The 18,530-nt window shown below is 46.2% G+C and carries 19 protein-coding genes; 6 read left to right on the forward strand and 13 right to left on the reverse strand.

Translation table 11 applies throughout. The features are described from left to right. Positions 1-60 precede the first annotated feature (60 nt). Positions 61-243, reverse strand: coding sequence for a hypothetical protein (locus GLO7428_RS28160; RefSeq protein ID WP_155824134.1), 183 nt, complete (start codon positions 241-243; stop codon positions 61-63). Positions 244-304: 61 nt separating this feature from the next. Here GLO7428_RS28160 and GLO7428_RS29575 point away from each other — a divergent pair, with 61 nt between their 5' ends. Both GLO7428_RS29575 and GLO7428_RS25450 read left to right on the forward strand, forming a co-directional pair. Further along, the gene (locus tag GLO7428_RS29575) at positions 305-436 is read left to right on the forward strand and encodes a hypothetical protein (RefSeq protein WP_015328671.1); all 132 of its coding nucleotides are present in this window, start codon (positions 305-307) and stop codon (positions 434-436) included. A 254-nt stretch (positions 437-690) separates the two neighbouring features. Then, positions 691-1,767 (forward strand): site-specific integrase, encoded by a 1,077-nt coding sequence (locus tag GLO7428_RS25450; protein ID WP_015328672.1) that lies wholly within the window; start codon positions 691-693, stop codon positions 1,765-1,767. Positions 1,768-1,839: 72 nt separating this feature from the next. Here GLO7428_RS25450 and GLO7428_RS25455 read toward each other — a convergent pair whose 3' ends face one another. The 5 genes from GLO7428_RS25455 to GLO7428_RS25470 all read right to left on the reverse strand — a co-directional run bounded on the left by GLO7428_RS25455 (position 1,840) and on the right by GLO7428_RS25470 (position 7,559). After that, positions 1,840-2,640: a tyrosine-type recombinase/integrase gene (locus GLO7428_RS25455; RefSeq protein WP_015328673.1), complete on the reverse strand. Its 801-nt coding sequence runs from the start codon at positions 2,638-2,640 to the stop codon at positions 1,840-1,842. Between the two features lie 221 nt (positions 2,641-2,861). Beyond that, positions 2,862-5,174: a telomere resolvase gene (locus GLO7428_RS26355; RefSeq protein ID WP_015328674.1), complete on the reverse strand. Its 2,313-nt coding sequence runs from the start codon at positions 5,172-5,174 to the stop codon at positions 2,862-2,864. A 521-nt stretch (positions 5,175-5,695) separates the two neighbouring features. Next, positions 5,696-6,019 (reverse strand): transposase, encoded by a 324-nt coding sequence (locus GLO7428_RS29875; RefSeq protein WP_210404521.1) that lies wholly within the window; start codon positions 6,017-6,019, stop codon positions 5,696-5,698. 567 nt (positions 6,020-6,586) lie between these two features. Further along, positions 6,587-6,754 carry a hypothetical protein gene (locus GLO7428_RS29880; RefSeq protein WP_210404522.1) on the reverse strand — a complete coding sequence of 56 codons (168 nt, stop codon included), beginning with the start codon at positions 6,752-6,754 and terminating at the stop codon, positions 6,587-6,589. A 94-nt stretch (positions 6,755-6,848) separates the two neighbouring features. Then, positions 6,849-7,559, reverse strand: a complete 711-nt coding sequence (locus GLO7428_RS25470; protein WP_015328675.1) for an IS6 family transposase — start codon at positions 7,557-7,559, stop codon at positions 6,849-6,851. A gap of 8 nt (positions 7,560-7,567) precedes the next feature. Between GLO7428_RS25470 and GLO7428_RS25475 the strand changes: the two genes are divergently transcribed. Then, positions 7,568-8,044 carry a Uma2 family endonuclease gene (locus GLO7428_RS25475; protein WP_015328676.1) on the forward strand — a complete coding sequence of 159 codons (477 nt, stop codon included), beginning with the start codon at positions 7,568-7,570 and terminating at the stop codon, positions 8,042-8,044. 257 nt (positions 8,045-8,301) lie between these two features. Here the strand turns inward: GLO7428_RS25475 and GLO7428_RS25480 are convergent, their stop codons facing one another. The 7 genes from GLO7428_RS25480 to GLO7428_RS25510 all read right to left on the reverse strand — a co-directional run bounded on the left by GLO7428_RS25480 (position 8,302) and on the right by GLO7428_RS25510 (position 14,142). Next, positions 8,302-8,769 carry a Mov34/MPN/PAD-1 family protein gene (locus tag GLO7428_RS25480; RefSeq protein ID WP_015328677.1) on the reverse strand — a complete coding sequence of 156 codons (468 nt, stop codon included), beginning with the start codon at positions 8,767-8,769 and terminating at the stop codon, positions 8,302-8,304. Beyond that, positions 8,750-10,531: an E2/E1-associated domain-containing protein gene (locus tag GLO7428_RS25485; RefSeq protein ID WP_015328678.1), complete on the reverse strand. Its 1,782-nt coding sequence runs from the start codon at positions 10,529-10,531 to the stop codon at positions 8,750-8,752. Before GLO7428_RS25485 ends, GLO7428_RS25480 begins: the two co-directional genes overlap by 20 nt. Then, a complete protein-coding gene (locus tag GLO7428_RS25490; protein ID WP_015328679.1) occupies positions 10,528-11,502 on the reverse strand; it encodes a cyclic GMP-AMP synthase DncV-like nucleotidyltransferase in 975 nt (324 codons plus the stop codon). Before GLO7428_RS25490 ends, GLO7428_RS25485 begins: the two co-directional genes overlap by 4 nt. Before the next feature lie 4 nt (positions 11,503-11,506). Beyond that, a complete protein-coding gene (locus GLO7428_RS25495; RefSeq protein ID WP_015328680.1) occupies positions 11,507-12,529 on the reverse strand; it encodes a CBASS cGAMP-activated phospholipase in 1,023 nt (340 codons plus the stop codon). 343 nt (positions 12,530-12,872) lie between these two features. Then, positions 12,873-13,142: a hypothetical protein gene (locus GLO7428_RS25500; RefSeq protein WP_015328681.1), complete on the reverse strand. Its 270-nt coding sequence runs from the start codon at positions 13,140-13,142 to the stop codon at positions 12,873-12,875. Next, positions 13,139-13,732 carry a ParA family protein gene (locus tag GLO7428_RS25505; RefSeq protein ID WP_015328682.1) on the reverse strand — a complete coding sequence of 198 codons (594 nt, stop codon included), beginning with the start codon at positions 13,730-13,732 and terminating at the stop codon, positions 13,139-13,141. The genes GLO7428_RS25500 and GLO7428_RS25505 overlap by 4 nt, the downstream gene beginning before the upstream one ends. 146 nt (positions 13,733-13,878) lie before the next feature. Continuing rightward, positions 13,879-14,142: a hypothetical protein gene (locus GLO7428_RS25510; RefSeq protein WP_015328683.1), complete on the reverse strand. Its 264-nt coding sequence runs from the start codon at positions 14,140-14,142 to the stop codon at positions 13,879-13,881. A 118-nt stretch (positions 14,143-14,260) separates the two neighbouring features. On the opposite strand from GLO7428_RS25510, the gene GLO7428_RS25515 reads away from it, so the two are divergent. The 3 genes from GLO7428_RS25515 (at position 14,261) to GLO7428_RS25525 (ending at position 17,206) form a co-directional block, all read left to right on the forward strand. Further along, positions 14,261-14,914, forward strand: coding sequence for a site-specific integrase (locus GLO7428_RS25515; protein WP_015328684.1), 654 nt, complete (start codon positions 14,261-14,263; stop codon positions 14,912-14,914). A 619-nt stretch (positions 14,915-15,533) separates the two neighbouring features. Next, positions 15,534-16,331: a hypothetical protein gene (locus GLO7428_RS25520; RefSeq protein ID WP_015328685.1), complete on the forward strand. Its 798-nt coding sequence runs from the start codon at positions 15,534-15,536 to the stop codon at positions 16,329-16,331. A 41-nt stretch (positions 16,332-16,372) separates the two neighbouring features. After that, positions 16,373-17,206, forward strand: a complete 834-nt coding sequence (locus tag GLO7428_RS25525; RefSeq protein WP_210404523.1) for a transposase — start codon at positions 16,373-16,375, stop codon at positions 17,204-17,206. The last annotated feature ends 1,324 nt before the right edge of the window (positions 17,207-18,530 follow it).

The raw sequence follows: 18,530 nt of genomic DNA on the forward strand, positions 1-18,530 counted from the left end.
TACAGTAAAAATCGCAGTCTTAGAGGAACTTACCCAGAAGAGGAATGAGAACGACATTGGCTAGAAATCAAAGTCGATAAAGCTTTGAGTAAAGGCGGTCAGCGCTTGAGCAGCAAATAATGAGGTGAATTCGCATTCTTCAGAACCAGATTTATGTAACCAAAAATCTTTTGTAAATAGCACTTCGGATATTATCGAGCAGCTAAAAAAGCCTAAACCCGAAAAAGTTGTTAGTTCTTTCAATACTTATCAAGAAGCAAATGCATTCGTTATTGCTTTGTAGGATGAAGCCAAGACAAAATCTATGAAAGGTCAACGTGTAGAAGCTGTCTTTCTACTCGAATTTGGTATTGCTACTTGTAATGTTCTTGACGACCCTGTTTTAGAGCTAGCAATCAACAAGGAATTGGAATTTATCAAAGCTCAACTACGCTAAAAAAGCAACGACCGCATTTTCAGCGTAACAATTAAATTTTTGTACAGACTAGTTTTCTTCTACAAAATTTCTTGACGTATGGGGTCTTGTCTACTTTTAGCACTCCGAGTTTTTAGACAACTCTAGAAATTACGACACTTGTGGGTTACATGCGCACAATTTTCATTGTTATGTGCAATGTGCTTTCCCGACATCGCTGTTAGTGTAGTTTTCGTGAAAAAATAGTTATTGAGAACCTCAGTTCCAACGACTAAATGTCTGAAACTGACCGATTGGCGGCATCTAACAAGCAACTTGAGAGAACGAAAAACAAGGGCGAAAAGCAAAGCGAACCACAACAAAGGAAATCGCCCCACCGTGGTAGGCGCTCGCTTACCTCAGGTGGAGTGAAAAGTCTCAAACTTTTCGCGCCCGTACCTTCTACCCTGCACCCAGCATCGGTGTACTTGGCTTCTTTAAGTCAAGGCTCTAGAGCCACCATGCGTCGCAGCTTGAACGCGATCGCCTCTTTGCTAACTGATGGCGAGTGCGATGCCTTGACTTTAGATTGGTCTAATCTGAGCTACCAACACACGGCGGCAGTGCGGGCAATTCTTGTCGAGCGATTTGCTCCGGCAACGGCGAAAAAAATGGTGGCTGCCCTGCGGCGAGTGCTTAAAGAAGCGGCTAGACTGGGGTTGATGAGTTACGAAGATTATGCTCGTGCCACTGATCTGCCGCGCATTGATACGCCGCCGCAGAAATTGAGAGGTCGTGCCCTCGCCAACAAGGAAATTGCCACTTTGCTAGATGAGTGCGATGAGGCTAACACTATCGCAATTCGAGATGCGGCAATATTAGCTATACTGCGCGGCGGTGGCATTCGTCGGCAGGAATTGACGCGGCTCAAACTGCAAGACTACAACTCCAGCACGGGTGAATTAGAGATTTGCTCTGCTAAGCGCAAGTCATACAGAACTGTTTATTTGCCCGCAGCCGCAGTTAAGTTGGTAGAAGCGTGGCTTGAAATCCGAGGACGCAAGAGAGGGGCGTTGATCTGCCCCGTGCGTAAGGGAGGGCAAGTAGAACTGCGACATATGTCGGGGGATGCCGTGTTGAAGATCGTCAAAAAGCTCTCTGTGCGGGCAGGAGTGGAAGAATTTTCTCCCCACGACTTCCGCCGAACTTTCTGTTCGGACTTGCTGGATGGGGGGATTGACGTGTTTACCGTGCAAAAGCTAGCAGGTCACTCCTCGCCCCTAACGACATCAAAGTACGACCGGCGGGGAGACCAAACCAAGCGCCAGGCAGTCGAACGGTTGTTTTTTCCTCAGCCAGAACCTGATGGCTGATACTTGTTTGCCGCTGTTGAGGTCTGCCTAAAAGCTAGACCGACTAGCCCAAATATTTTCGGCAAAGTTTTATCAATGCCATTGCACCGGAGCGAGCCAGTAATTGTGATGAATCATCTCAAGGCGCGGAAACAACAAAAAAGCACCCAGCAGATAATCAATAACGTTTTCATCCAGCTTAATCCCAGTAAAAGCTTTCATCCGCTCTAGCGCTATCAAAAACGCAGATTTTTGCTTTGAACTAATGGCAAGATACTCTTGTTTTTCCTTCGCAGAAAAGGGAACGTTGGCTCTATCCCAATTCCAAAGTAGACAACATTGCCGTAAAGATAAGCTCGTACTCGCAAGCAGTAGCGCCGCGCGATAGTAAAGCCCAGTTCGCCGTAGCATATACGGATGAACAGGAAAAGGAAGCTGTGCAATTTCCCCAGCTTGTTGAATTTGATGATGCAGCGAACGGGCACTCAGGCGTTTTCGCCGCTCCGAGACAAATAACCACTCAGTTGTGCGTCGCTCCTGAAGCTGTTGCAGGATATTGATTTCAGCCGCGCACAACGGTTGAAGGTTAACAACAACTTGAGTTTGGTAGCGCTGTAGTGTAGCGCGATTGCGAGCCACTTTGAGAGTGTTTTCGGCAAAGTTGAGGTCGCGCCAGAGGAGCCAGCACAATTCGACGGGTTGTAAGGCTTGGCAGAACAACAACAGCACCAGAGCTTGATTTCTAATCGGGTTGCGCGTTGCCTCGGTGGCAGCAATCAGCGCATCGACTTCTTCAAGGTAGAGAAACTCGCGTTCGCGACGTTCGATAAAAGGAGTTTTCTGGGGTGGAGAAGGCACGCGGATAACTTTGCCGAAAAGGTTTACCGTAGTCATGATACTGCAATAAAATGTGATCGCTCTAGAAGCCTAATCAGCAAAAAAGTAGCGTCAGGGAGCCACATTTCCACTTTTGAATGTTTTCGGCAAAGTTGTAGAAATAGCAACTGGCCCCTGCTCTCAAACTGGGCAATGCATGATAATGCTACAAGCGAATGCGCGGAGCGCAGCGCTCTGATGCGATCGCAGCGTTCTGATTACCCAAGTAGGCGATTGGCTTATGCATTAAACTGCTGCACGAATGCTTTGAGCGCTACTGCATCCTTACCCCGATTGTGCCCGCGTTGATTGTCTACGCCAATCTGGGCATGGTGTTCGTCAATCAAATTCTGGTGTTTGCGGACAAACTCCTTAGCCGCCTTACGATTAATGCCAAAAGTCTCTTCGAGTAAACCGACAGTAATCGCCCAAGTATCCTGAGGATGTTGTTGGTTCCATTCACAAATAGCGGCAAAGATACGTTGTGCTCGGTCTAGAGCGCCACCGCTTCTAGCTGGTTTAGGTGTAGCCCCTCCTGAAATCTGAGTCGGGCCAGGATTGATCGTATGCGGCACTTGCTGTTGTTGGGTCTGCTCCTGCACTTGGTTTTGGTCATGTACTGTAGGAGCGCTAGGAGCAGAGCCGGCACTCCTAGCTTGTGTTGGAATTGTTGCTGGCGTAGAGTTACTCTCGCCCAAGAGAGCCGCTTTTGCCGCCTCAAATCGTGCCGCAGCTTGCTTAAGCTGCCGATTCTCGGCTTTGAGGTGTTCGATCTCCTGCTGTAACTGGCTCGACTGCTTTACCATAGCGATCGCTTGTTCGCGTTGTTCTTGAAGCTTAGCCAGTTCAGCTTCCAGCGCTTCAATTCTCCCCGTGAGCCAACTCAAGGTTCGAGCTTGGTCTACCACAACAGTTGCGATCGCGCTGTCTGCCACTACAGAAGTCCGCTCTTGGTGCGTAGAGTCATGTTGAGTCGTTTGTTCAGTAGCTATTGAAGCGCGAGAGTTGACTTCAACCATCTCTGGCTCTGGTATAGCTGCCTTAGTCGCTGGCGAGGCTTGAGTAGAGCTACCTAGTCGTGCTTCAACCCATTGCAGCAGTGCAGAGGTCTTTTCCTGCTGGTTGTTATGCTTAGGGCAGAGCGCATCCAACACCTGATGCCAGCGGTCATGCTCGTCCTTAAAAATTCGCAGTAAACTATGTTGGCGTGGCGCTAGAGTCATATCATTAGACGTTGAATCATTATTGGATGAGGCGATCGCCGGTTCGCTCTCATGGGGGGTAGTTTTAGAGGATGCTTTAGAGGTAAGTTTGGTCTGCTTTGGTTCTACCTGTACCCACTCGGCTGGTAGCACTGGCTCTACAGACTCTAGCAGTGCTATTGATTCCTCTTGAGATAGTGGCTGCGTTGGCTCTAGTTGTACTTCATCCTGATTCAGCGAAGGTAGCGCATTAGCATCCAGTAGCACTCCCTGACCTTCTAGGGGTTGACCCTGCTCGTTGACTAATCGGTAGTGGAAGTAATGACTAGTTGCGATGCTGTTGGGTGCAGTCTGCTGCTGGTCAAGTACGTGTCCGAGATAGTGCTGGAGAAACCTGTGCTCGTGTTTGGTAGGAGGGCAGAACAAATAAATCGCGATTGCCCCATACACGCCTCGAAGCCTGTGAATTGAAACAGTCTTCTTGCCAGCCAATACAGGTATAATGCCAGTGTCTTGGAAGAGCTGTTTGACCTCGCGGTCAATACGCGTATTGAGTACTCGGATTCTTGGGTCTTTGCTATCAACTCCTGCTAATTGTTCGATGGCAGGCAGCGTGCGGAACCGCTCGATGCCCTCTAGGACTTGGGTAGCAGGTACGAGTGTGAGAATGTCAAATCCAGGTGCTGCCTCATCTTCACCCATCTGCTTTTTCTGCTGTCCCTGAAAGTGTAATAGGTATGGATGGTGAGTCAGTTGAAAGTGTCCCTTGCTAATCACTTCAGTATGCCGCCTACCTGTCAGTGCCGCAATAGCAATCGCTAGATGTCGCTCGTCGTTTGATGCCAGCAATTCAGTGGCTGTATCGAGGTAACGTTGCAGTGGCACTGGTTGCAAGTTATCTTGTCGGCTATTATTCGCTGCTGTCCCTTCTCCACGAATTTGTTGGTACGTGGCTTGGTCGTACTTGAGGTAGTCAAGCGCGAAGTGTTCCTGTGTTTGTCCGAGTTCTCCCGTATTGCGCTTAGTCCAAGTCACTATATGACTATTTTCATTAGTTAGGAGCAAAGTGCCTGTAGAAATTGCATCCTCGATCAGTCGGCGGTATAAAGGTATCTGATTGCCAGCGATTGTCGCTTGGGGATAGCCCTCTTCTAAAAGTTGAATTTCAGCTGTGCACAAAGCTTCAATCTCATCTGGTGAGTTAAGCAGTTTTAATCGGTCAACAAAATGTAGTGCTAGCTGTTCTAACTCGTGTTTCAACAGCTTAGTGCGATTGCCTTTGTGAATGCGCTGACGGTAGCGGGCAATAATTTCTTCTCTACTGAGGTCAAACCGAGTGGCATTGCTCATAGGTGCTATCAGGGACGCTTAAGCTAGGGATGATAGATCAGGGGTAGGTTAGTCAAGTTAAGTCTTGAACGGAATTGCTCCTGCGTACAATTGAACCTTTCTACAAGAAACGTATATGACTGTTAAATGTACAAGCGTAGTGCTTGATGATAGCAAGCTCATGAGCGATTGCGCTTCAAGTCTGATGCTGACTTAATCCGAATATTGGGTGGAACTTTGCCAGCAGCTTGAGCGCTCAACTAGGCACAGAAGGAATATTCTCTGTTGAAATAGTCAAGGTATCCTTAGCTACGGACAAGAACTGTGAGAGAAATTTATCCAGTTATTCTCCTCAATTACTTATACTGCTATATTGCCACGCTGATGTGATTCCGTCAATCTGACTATACGGACAAAACCTGAATTATGGCATACGTTTATGAAAGAAAAGGTAGCGCTCGCTGCCCTCACAGCATAAGGGACTTTGTCGTCATGCACTGACAGAAGTACAACATCATTTCGTATTGATGCTCCTATAGATGTCAAGTCTTTTTTGTGCTCCGCGATTTGCGAATGAGATGGTAAATCTCTCGCGCCACGTAACGCTTGAGACAGCGAATGATCTCTCGTTGCGATAGTCCTTGTGCCGTGCGTCGTGCCAGATAAGTTTTAGTCGGTTCATGCCACCGCATTCGCACAATGACGACGCGAAACAAAGCAGCATTGGCTTGACGATTGCCGCCTCGGTTTAAGCGATGGCGCTGGGTTTTGCCCGAAGACGCTGGAATCGGACAAACTCCACACATCTTGGCAAAGGCAGCTTCGGATTGGACGCGATCTGCATTCTCGCCAAAGGTGAGCAGCATTTCGGTCCTCCGTATCCGTACCAATGCCAAACGCTTGCACTAATTCGGGCGCTGCTGCTTGGGTGAGCTTTATGAGGTGCTGAGTATGTGCTTCAATTTCCTTATGTAACTGTGTCCACCGCTTTGCCATTGCAGCCAGGGCATAACGCATCGTCGCCATCGGCGTATCGAGAGTTCCGACTTCGAGGTGTTGGCAAGCTTTGATCAACTGAGGGGTAGACAAAGGTTCCAACTCTGCCCGTAGGACTGCATCGGCTGTGACGATCAGCGCTTTGAGTGAGACCATCACCTGAGTTTGAGCTTTGACGGCGGTATCTCTTGCCGCTTTGAGAATCCGGATCATTTCCACAGCTCCTTCATCCGATTTCGGGATTGCTGTGGCTTGTCCAGCCAGCACTTGTCGAGCCGCATCTTCTGCATCCAGTAGCTCATCCTTGCCCTGCAAGCGTTGCTGACCCCGACGACAAGGACGACTGACTTCAATCACTTTCAGTCCTTGACGACGTAGGAACTGGCTCAAACCCTTGCCATACGACCCGGTTCCTTCTACGCCAAAAGCAGCAATCTCTATGTCTTTGCCCATTCCAGCAATTGTTGATATCCCGCTGGAGTGGCAGGGACAATGCAATCACCGAACCGTGCACCTAAGTCATTGATGGCAACCGCAGCGTGAGTGTCTTTGTGCGTGTCAATACCAATGAGCACTGAATTAGAATTGATTGTGCTTTGCGTCATGATCCACCGCCTGATTGAAAAGAATGACCGCTTGCAAGACGGTTGTGTTGCAAAAAGTTATTAAGAACAGAAAACTCCTTGAAGAAGGAAAGAATTATGCAGCTACTCCAAAAATTTCAGCGATGAATTTCACCTGTTCTTTGACGGCTCCTTTTTTTACTTTCTTCACTTGTCCTTTCCTTAACATGTTGATGATTTCATAACCGTTTATCGTTCGCCTCGCCGTGTTGAACGAGCCAAATCCCATGCCAGGTTTGACTAACCTTTTAATAAATCTATGGTCTTGTTCAATGCGATTATTGAGACACTTGTTCTGTCGCAGTTGCACTTCTGCCGACAGCTGTTCTTTCTCTTTAAGTTCGTCAATCGCTTTGGGATAGGCAGCATTTTTATCGACATTAATCACACGAGGCTCTTGAGTGTGAACTGCATTCAACGCCTTGCGGAAAAATCGTTTGGCTGCTTGTGCATCACGCTTGGCTGTGAGCAGAAAGTCCAAGGTGTTGCCATCTGAATCTACTGCCCGATACAAGTATCTCTCCTTGCCTTTCACCTTAATATAAGTTTCATCCACCCTCCAAGAATTATTGGTCGGGCGCAGATGTGATCGGCATCGCCTGTCTAATTCTTGTCCATACTCCTGCACCCAACGAAACACCGTTGTGTGATGGATATCCATACCACGCTCATTCACCATTTCTGCTACTTGGTGGTACGAGAGTGGGTAGCTGAGATACCATCGGACACAACGAAGGATGATTTGGGCTTGGTAGTGCCGCCACTTGAACACGTTGGACTTGGTCATCGAGAGGCTTGAATCTGAACCACGAGTTTCTCAGCTTATCACCTCGCTCGTTTTTTGCAACACAACCCCGATGTCTTGTCAGACTTCTAGGAACTCAAACTGCGTTTCGTCCTGATGTCATTGTGTTAGACCAAACTCGGCTTGTAAACGAACCGTTGTGGCAACAAGAGCCTGTAATTACTCTGGGAGACTCAATCAAATTAGTTGTTGAAGTCGTCAGCACAAACTGGCAGAATGACTACGCCCGCAAGGTCGAGGACTACGCTCTGTTAGGTGTACCTGAGTATTGGATTGTCGATTATCTGGGTATTGGTGGTAGAGAATATATCGGCAAACCTAAAAAGCCAACTATTACAATTTGCACTCTGGTTGAGGATGAACATCAAAAACAATTGTTCCAAAGTAGCGAGCTACTTGTTTCTTCTCTGTTTCCCGATCTGCAAATAACGGCTTTACAGGTCTTTGCAGCAGGGCAGTCAACCTAGAACAGCGTTGCTCTTTTCAGCCCTTTCTGCCCAAAACGGTGACCTGAATAACGAAATTGCCCATCTTTTGGATGAACTAGCTTTCCTCAAGCAGCAGTAGCTTACAAACAACACAGGAAATGTTTACCAACTGCATTCCCAATAGCACTCAGCCCCCTAGCTTTTTCCTAGCAGCCAAAATAACTCTGTCACTTAGCGCCTGCCTAAAAGAATTTAAACATTTAAACATCTGAAATAGGTCGTCAAAGCAGCTAAGGTTATGGTTTCTCTTGGCTTAATATTCCTTTAAAAGTCTTATAGCTTGGAAGAAAAACATTAATAGTTCCTTCCAGTTGTTGCATAGTATCGAGCCGTACGATCATCAAGACAGCAAAGTTTGCTCCTACACTTGGATCTTCAACGATCTCCCACATTGTTCTGCAATCCGTACTGCTTGGTTCTAAGGTAAATGATGGATGAGAATGCCATTCTCCCAGGTAGTTGAAGCGAGTAAAGTCATATCCTGTCTTGCGAAAAAAGTTCTGTAAAGGATTGAAAATTGCTACTGGCAGACGCAGGAAAGAGATGACTGTGCCACTTTGCCTTTGGATGGTGATGTCTTTTACACGGTAAACACCATCTGAAATATGTTCTCCCATTAAGATGCCACCGATCTCCTTACTTCCTGCTCTTTGCAGAGCCTTAATTAATTTTTGGACGATCTTCTCAGGAAGGACTATCTGCATCCTGCATTTTCTCCAGCAATTCGCTAAGAAAATCAATTCCTTCAGAATCTACATCAGGGGATACAGGATTGCCGCTTTCGATATGGACTACCTTGCTCGTGTCGATGGGAATGGTATGGAACGGAGCCTTAAAAATCCATGCCTGCTGAAAGCCGATGACGTAAATTGAATATGGGAACAAGGATGGTTCTCTCGCTAAGAGAGTATCAATTGCCAAGCGGGTGAGATGACCTGCCATAATGCTAACTTCGGCATCCGAAGCTTCCAAAACTTCCCCTCCCGTACTTTCTAGAATGTATTGATCGGTTGCAGTTCCTGGAAGTGCCACATCTTGCATAGATAAATACTCATGAAACGCTGCTTTCGTTGCCTGTAGATCGGGATCTTGTCCAGGGCGGCTCCGGGCAATCATGCCGCCGATACCACCCGCGAATACTTCTGCCCAAACCAGCGGTTTAGCGTAGCTTTTGGCGATGAAAGCAAGGAGATTAAAAATTATTGGGTTAGCCGTAGCATCAATCAGGAGGTCACATCGGTTTAACTGGCGCAAAACGCAATCTAGAGCAGCACTCGATTCTTGCCCTCCCAGACTCAGCGTTGCAACATCAACTTGGGCAGTGGCGGTAATGTAGGACATAACCTCAGCAACAGCATGAACCTTATGTTCTCCAACATTCCGCCAGTCAAGATCGTTGCGGCAGATGTTTTCTGGTAGAAAAATATCCTCATCGACTAAATAAAATTTGCCGACACCTGTACGAGCTATCGAGGCAGCAACTTTACTACCAACAGAGCCTAAACCTACAATTCCCACAGACTTACTGGACAGTTCGTGTAATTCTGACGGTAGGCGGGGGTTTATTGTGTCAAGGTTGGATTGCACAAAGGTAGCTTTCCAAACTTCACTCTTACTAGCGGCAATTTTGAGGAAGAAGTGGAGATTATCTTCGGCATCCGTGAGGAGAACGCCAAATAGCCCTCCTGCATCTTTTTCTACCCAAATGCTATGTTCCTTCAACGCAGCAGTTCCGTAGCCTGCTTGCTCAAGAACTGCTTCCAGGTCTTGCAATGTGTTGGTTGTAGCCAGAGCTTTGGGAGGAAGCCCTGTTTTATAGAAAGCACCTCGATTCTTAGCAGCGTTGTTTAATCTTTTGGGAATCAGTGTGTCGTTCCATGCTGGCAAATCATCAGGTTGGACACTGTAGAGCAGCACCAGGTAAGATTGGCTTTGCCATCGCCCTGAGAATTCGATAGAACCAGTGCTAAAGGACGATAATCCAGCTAGATAGGCGTTGAGGGCTTTGTTTACATAAACGCGGATGAAACTTTCGCGCAGTATTTGACCCGTGGAAAGCTCATGTTGAGATGGGACGATGTGTTGCTCACCTGTTCCACGAGGGTTTTCTGTGCTTAAAAGGGTGTAGGTGCTTTCTAAAACCTGCGCTCCCGTTACCTCAGTATGCCATGTGTCCGGTCGCCATTCCAAACATAAAGCACCACTGACATACTGGTGACTTGACCATCTTTCCTCAGAATTTTTGGGATACACCGTGGGAGGGACTGCTGGAAAGAGAGCCGGGTATACCATTTTTACGGGGTAATCGTAGCCGTGAGCTTGGATAATGGCTTCAACAACCAGCCTGCCGTTGTCAAGAATCCAGTTAGTCCCTGTCAGCCAGTCAACACTATCTTCAAGGAGGCAAATTGCTTCCCGCTCCTTAACTAGCCGCTGCAAATCACTGATAAACCATATATCGCTCACGCAAATCCCCCCGGTTTTTTCGGAATTAGGGGTCGATTAGGGAAAGTCAGATTCTGTGCTGTGAAAGCTGCACTAAGAAGTTCATCTGCATTATCTTCAGCTAAGTGACAGGGAAATCTATCACCAAAATGCTTTTGCCACTCTTTACAAGCGTTTTTCAGGCTGGTTTTGTCGTCTAAAGCTTTCTCGGCAGAGCGGATCAAACTAATGAGCTGGCTCTTGAAATAGTTCTTATCGGTTTGGCTGTAGTTTTGCAACAAATCCTCATAGGTGGGTGTTGTGGGGCGGTAGCAGGTAAAGCTTAGAGCCAATGAGTTCTTGATACCGATTAGGGTATTGTAAAGGGCAATATCATCTCTTGCGTTAAAGTGAATGTTTCTCGTTGCCAGGATAGAGAGGATAAGTCCACTTGGCAGAGAGCCAGCCTTATAGTCACTCCAGGCTTTGAGATAGCGGACTACCCGCCGCAATTGTCTCTTGTCATCGGTTTTGTCTTGAAACCATTTGATGAATTCTCTAGGATCACTCTCGATCCAGCCCTTGCTTTTATGCGCCAGTCGTGGGTACTGCCCTTTGATGATGTAGTAGATGGGAAGATCAAGGTGGTATTGCCCTGCATAGACAACCCTAATGCAAGTTTGCTTATCAATCGGCTCCTGTTTGGTATGCCCATCGACGGCTTCACAGATCCAGCGATGAAACGTATCAACGCTATAAATGGGTTCTTTATCAACGAGAAAGTAAATGCCATCATCAATATCAAATTCTCCGTCACTAGGAAGGATGATGATGTTCATCATGAATGAACCCTGACCATGAAATTTAGGGAAAAAACCATTAGCTTTTTCCTTAAAATAACTTCTGATTCTGTCACGCACAGCATCGCGGGATGTCCGCAAGAATGCTTTATGGTTCGGTTTCAATTCGATGATGGAGTTGAATTCAAGGAATAGTTTATGACAATCCGCCATCGGCTTACCTTATGATGTAATGCTTTTGAGACGCAAAGAACTTGGCAACTTCAGGACGTTTTTCAAATATCAACCCTTGGTCTTTCCCTTTGCTCAACATGATGTTTAGGGCTTCTGTTGAAGTGTTATCCAAATTAATAATTTGCGACTGTTTGGAAGAAAGATCAGCCCCTGGAATTCTGACGTACTCAAACGGGGAATCACAGTGTTGGGCGAATGTTTCAACAAAGTAACTGGTGATATATGCCTGTCCCTCAAAAAAAGTTGCAATCAAATCTTTGTTCCAGTCCAGCACCGAGCGATCGTGCTTGGCAACAAACCGTCTTCCAGGATTTGGTTCTAGCGAACCAATTGACATGACCATTAGCTGCTGAAACTTCTTATCTTTGCCCACAAAGTACCTGAAAGCTTCTGCTACCCCAATGAAGGTTGGATTGTTAGCGTATACACCACCATCAATAAATTGTCTGTAGTCGTAGTTTTCACTAGTGATAATCGGCAGATAGGTGGGTGCTGCGCTTGTTGCTAGAGCGACATCGACGTACTTGGTTTTGTTATCCCTGCTGAGGTCGCCTTCGGGGTGGTCGTACTTGAAGATGAATGGTCTGCCATCTGTTAAAGAAAAGGCAGGAATGCATAACAAACAGTGAGAATCTGCCAAAGTGCAATCGCCAAACATTTCTTGCAGAGCTTTTTCCAGTTCCTTGTTATCGTATTTACTGCCCAAGAAGATCTGCTTGAACAAGCTGTAGATACTGCCTCGTTTTCTAAATATTTGCTTGCCTCGCCCATAGTAGAGGTTGCTGATCTTACTGACAGGAATTTTTAGGGATAGACCAAGGGCGATCAAGCCTCCTGTTGAGGTTCCACAGATGAGATCAAAGTAGTCAGCGATGCAACAATTAAATTTCTGTTCAAACTGTTCCAGGATTCTGGCTGAGTAAAGCCCTTTAATGCCACCTCCGTCGATTGACAGAACTTTGAAGCATTTTATCTGTGCGTTAGAATCTTGAGGGGATTGGAGCATTCTCAGTTCTGATGCTACTAAGGGGATAATTTACTTCCCAGAGGTTTAATATAGAATAATTGTACTAATTTAAGTTTAATTCATAATCTTTACAATGCCCTTAGTGAATTTACTTAAGTTATTGCAAGCTTTTTATAATTGCCACCGAAATCCTACAAGTGGTGAAGGTATTGTCAGGTTAGCCGTCATGAGCAATAGCTCACAGCGAAGAAATGAAAACCTAATATTCTCCTAAGTGGCTCGAAGTTAAAGGAAGCCACCCGAAGCAGTGTACTAGAGTAAGGAAATTGCATCTAAACACTTAAACATCTAAATATTTAAACATCTAGATGAGCAAATGCTATTATTTTACCTTGCGCTCTTCAAGGTATTTGGCGATTGACTCTGCCACAATGTCGCTCATCTCTCTTTCTTCGTCCGCCGCAGCTGTTTTGAGTTGCTTATGTAGCTGCTTTGGCAAATAAACTGTTGTGCGAATGTAGTCAGAATCGGTACTCTTGCTTTTGCGGACTGGCGTTTTTTTTGTTGGCTCTGCTAATTCCTCTTGCTCTTTACTGCCACTTCGAGCCGCGCCGAATAGATCGTCAAACCGACTGCCACTTTTCTTGGTCATGGCAGGATCTCCTTCCCAACTTCGTAGTAGCATCTCCACGCGATACCCGCATAGGAATCGCCTTTAACTTGATTTACTGGAACTCCCTTCAAAGCTGCGTGTTGGAATACAGCCAATCGCCTGATTCCAGTTCTGAAAACTGGTAGACCAGCATTAATTAAGGATTGCTTTGCCTCTTCCCCAACACGGCTGGGGTGTGGAGGAACCAGGGTGATAAGAATCTTGTAGTTAGTGTCTAATCCTTTTAAATTGTCTACCATTTGCAGCATTGCTCCCATTGCTAAAGCATCGGGGCTGGTAGGCAATACAAGCAGATCGCACCCCTCAGCAATAGTTTTCAATTCTTCAGAAGCGGGTCGAGCCGGAGTATCAATAATAATGTGTTCGTACTGCCTTGCAAAGCGTACTCCCTGCTTCTCATCCACAACTTTGAAGGGAAGATTGCCACGACTAGACCAATCTAAGGCGCTCTGGTTAAGGTCGCCGTCAACTAGCAGAGTAGCCGCCTTAGCTTGGAAGTAGGTAGCAAGATGCAGGGCTGTTGTAGTCTTACCCACACCTCCTTTAAACGAAGCAACGGTCACTATCATTGTTGCCACCAGCTAATTGCTAAGACACGATTGTACAACAAACATAGACATTTAGATATTTGAATGTTTAGATGTTTAAATGTTTATGCATTTCGATGTTCAGACATTTATTTACTCTCAGTTACCTGGACAGCAAAGATCGCGGCTCACGGCTGATTTGAAAGAACTTCGTGTAGTTCTGCTAGTTTTTCAGCAAATTCCTTTTCCCTGCGCTCTAGTTCAGCCAGCTTTTGTGACAAGCGCTTTTTCTCTTCAGGAGTTCTAGTCGCAGATATCTCTCGTCGCACCAATTCTTTTTTTCGTTCCCACCTCTTTTTATGTCCAGAGGGTGTTGATATGGCGAATACCCCACCAGCTTTAAACTCTAGCTCTTCTATCTCTCGATCGTACTTTTCTTCTGCGAGACTCATGATTGTTTTTACTCTTAGTTTATAAGCGTTTATTCATCAGTCGCCTAGCTGCGGCGGGAGCGTCACAATAGGAACTCATGAAGGTGTAGCCTAGAAATTATCACCTTAATTGCTATGGATGAAAATCGACAGGCACGGCAGAGCAAAAATACTTACACAAGCCGAGATTCAGTTGCTATTTAGTCAGGGGCTGGATAACAACCGCGATCGCGCCCTGTTCGGCATCTGCCTATATACTGCCTGTCGAATTAATGAAGCCTGCACCTTAAGGCGAAAAGATGTCTTCGACGAAAAAAGAAGAGTGCGACCGGAACTAATCGTTCGCAAAGGTAACACCAAAAGCAAGCTGGCAACGCGCACGATTCCTGTGGGTGAGGATTCCCCGTCCTATCAGTGGTTTCTGTTTAATGGTCGTCATGGCAAGGGACACATTAACCCAGATTCAGCCGCAAGGATATTAAGATCCGCCTGTTTACGAGTTGGAATAGAAGGGGCTAGTACCCATTCATTTCGGCGCACGGCGCTGACGATGATGAGCGATGCCGGAATCCCTCTAAGGATTATCCAAGAGGTATCTGGACACCGCACCCTGGACGAATTACAAAAATACTTAGAGGTAAAGCCGGAACAAGTCAGGGGAGTGATCGCGGCTTTATCGATGTTGTCTCATGTCGGGAAAACAGACTATGACGACCTAGACCTAGTTCCCGACTTAGACGCGCCAAATCGAGAAGTTGACTGCTCTCTATTCTCCAATGATGAGTCAGTGTAGTAAGCTTCATGTGTTTGGACAGTGCGTAAGTCCTAGAGTCCTAGCTACCTGGAACAGTTCTGCCGAGATATTGGGCGATCGCGGGAGCGCATCACAGAAGCTTCTTTTCTTCCAGATGCGATGGCAATAAGATTGAATTTGTTGCTGCCAGTCTTGGGGAACCCTAGCCCAAGCATCTACGATTTTGCCATCCCTACTCACTCTGCTATCGGTATGAATTCAAGGGTAGCCAATTGTAGGTGTAATCGGTAATAGCAGCAATATCATAAGCAGAAATTATAAGGAATGCCTCAAACCCTTGTTTTTTAGTGAATTAGGGGAGCCGGATTGATAAGCAAAGTTTAAGTCGGGTTAGTTAGTTCAACCAGATTACGAGAAAACAATACTTTTATACCGCTATTACACGAAACTTACAATTAGAATTCACCAATGGTATTAGTATCTCGGCAGGCACCATTTGAGATTCGATCCACGTCTCTTATCACTTTGTGAATTTGTAGATACAGTGGCTGTGGAGTTTTGGATAATTATGTGGCTAGTCCGGCTCAAATAATAAATCAGGAGGGATTTTATAGCTAATAGTCCATCCGACCCTGATATTGAATAAAGGAGTATTCAAATGTCAACAAAAGTAGCAGTAGCCATTATCCACGGTATAGGTACGGCAAATCCAAAGTTTGCAGAAGAAAATGATCCGGAGATGTTCACAAGCGGTATGGCTAAGAAGTTAAAGTATCGGTTTTCAACCTTGGTAGGAGAAAAGCCAGAGGATGCAGATTCAAAACTAGCGATTAAAGCAGTTTATTGGGCTCTAGTTCTTCAAGACCTTCAGGATAAGTTATACAGGGACTTGAGAATTGACAGACTCAACGATTTTTGGGGGCTTCGTTACTTCGTATTTCATTCTCTTGCAGACAGTATCGGCTACCAGATCACTTCTTCGGCACCGAATTCAGAGCGAGACATTTATGACGGAGTACATAAATGCTTTGCCGCAACTCTAGCCGAACTAGCTCAACCTGATAATGCTGGTTCAAAAGCGCCATTATGTATTATTGGGCATAGCCTCGGATCAGTGATAGCAAGCAATTACATCTGGGATCTTCAGAAGAAAAAAGCAAAAATAGAAATTGGTAGTACACCTTTGGAGCAAGGAGAAACATTGACACTGTTCTATACTTTCGGTAGTCAAATTGCTCTGTGGGGACTGCGTCACAATGACTTTGGTACACCAATCAAACTTCCTCCACCTCAACTCTCACAGCATTACCCAAACTTGGGGAGCGAGTGGCTCAACTTTTATGACAGGGATGATGTTCTCGGATATCCACTTAAGGCGATGAATGAGCAATACAGAGATGTCGTTACCTCGACTTTAGCCATTTCGAGCAATAGAGCACAAAAAGGAATAGGGTAAGAATGCTTCGAGTTCATGCATGCTTACCCCAGAAAATTGTTGTGTTCACTATACCAGAAATCTTAGAGACACTCCTTGAGCCATTTGCTCAGTTGTTTTCGCTTCGAGTTTGGCAGCATGCTCAAGTGCTGCTATTTGGAGCGATCTTGAGTCCAGCTCAACGCACTGTTGCTGCTGCACTGCGAGTAATGGGACACTCAGAAGAAAAGCATTTCATCAACTATCATCGGGTGCTCGCTCGTGCCGTTTGGTCTAGCCGTCAAGCCAGCCAAATCTTGCTTCTACAACTGATAGCCGTCTTTGCCACTAGCGGTGTGATTGTGTTCGGGCTAGATGACACCCTTGAACGACGACGAGGCAAACAGATTGCAGCCAAAGGCATCTATCGAGACCTAGTGCGTTCTAGTCATGGACACTTTGTCAAAGCCAGTGGCTTGCGTTGGTTAAGCTTGATGGTATTAGTTGAGATTCCCTGGGTGCAGCGCGTCTGGGCACTGCCATTTTTCACGGTACTGGCAGCATCGCAACGATATAACCAGCAGCAGGGGCATCGCCATAAATGTTTAACTGACTGGGCACGGCAGATGCTCAAGCAAGTGCGACGGTGGCTGCCACATCGTCAGCTCGTGGTCGTGGCAGACAGCAGTTTTGCTGCACTGGAGTTGTTATTTGCGTTGTCTGGCATGAAATCTCCAGTGCACATCGTCACTCGCCTGCGCTTGGATGCGGCACTCTATGAACCTGCCCCACCTCGACAACCCCGACAGATGGGACGACCTCGACTCAAAGGTAAGCGACTGCCCACTCTGGCGACGATATTGAACGAGCCGCCAACACGATGGCAACGAGTGGCATTGGCAGGCTGGAGCAGATAATAACTCCTTCGATATGGCTCAAAATTGAATGCAGCTTTCCCAACGTCAAACAACTCGGTATTGCAAAAGTGTGTAATCCCGAATTAGTTTAACTTGTTGGGGAACGCCGTAGCAGCAATTCTACTACATCATGACAGAATGACAGAGCCACCAACTCAAGCCAGTCATAATCCTAGTCAGTCAACATAGCGTGCATGGCGGCTCGATTGACTGCTCTGCCTCAAGTCCAGAGACTGTGTGATGATGTGCAAATTGCCCAGAGCAATCAATTGCAAGCTGCGGGTGTGGTGGGCGACCACCTACGCTAGTAAACCAAAAGCCCGTGCCAGTGAATTGCCATCCTCTAAAGCCGATAGGCTGACAGTGCAACCAGCATGTTGTTATGTAGAGTGAGAGTGAGGTTTAGTTTTTAGATTTAGTTTAGTTTTTTAGGGGCGAAGACAGTTGAGCCGTAGCAGGCAGGAGTAGCGGACAGGTAAGTACTCAGGGCTGCGATTGCAGAGATAGCACCACAAATACTGGTTTAGGCGTACGGTTAGTCAGCAAAAATTTAGCTGTATAATAATGGCGCTCAGTGGAGCCAGACAATTTTATACGCTTAAGTAAGATAGGACTAAGGCTTGAGTTCAAAGTGAGCGATGTGAGCGATCGCCCTTCAATATCAGCAAGGCTACGAGCTAAACCCGAAATTCATCCAGGATCAGGCGAGGCATAGTAGCGGAGCTTGAGCTAGCAAGCGAGGACAGGCAAGGGAAATGACGCATTATACTGAGTACAGCAGGGCAGGCAATAGCAGAACACGGTTAGAGGCAAGGCTAGCACTTGATCGCACTGTTTGACTCAGCAATGATGAAGGCACAAGAAGCAAGTGATCGCGCTGATAGCTAGAAACAAAGTCAAACAATCGCAGTATGCTATATCAGCAACCAATAGAGGCTACGATAGGGATGCGATCGCACTGCTTTAGGCTAAAGAGCCAACCAACAATCAACAGAGCAGAGGCACTCCTACGAGCGTACAATTACTGAAAGGCGAATAAATTAAAAGTGTATATGTACAGCAATTCCTACAATCTTACAGACATATTTGTACATCTATACAGTTGTACGAGCAAGCTGTATAGGTGCATCTATGCAATGTAAATGTAAAAGCCTTGTTAGATAAGCACTCTAGACTAGCATACTCATGCCCTAAAATATCTGTATAAATCTAGGTAAGGGCGGATAAGTTGACCAAGTTGACCCTGTACAGTTAAAAATTTGACTGTATATACAGGTAAACACGAGCGTACATTGTTATATTGGAATTCCAATATAACAATGTA

It is taken from the genome of Gloeocapsa sp. PCC 7428 (genome assembly GCF_000317555.1).
In the GTDB taxonomy this organism is placed as follows: Bacteria; Cyanobacteriota; Cyanobacteriia; order Cyanobacteriales; family Chroococcidiopsidaceae; genus Chroogloeocystis.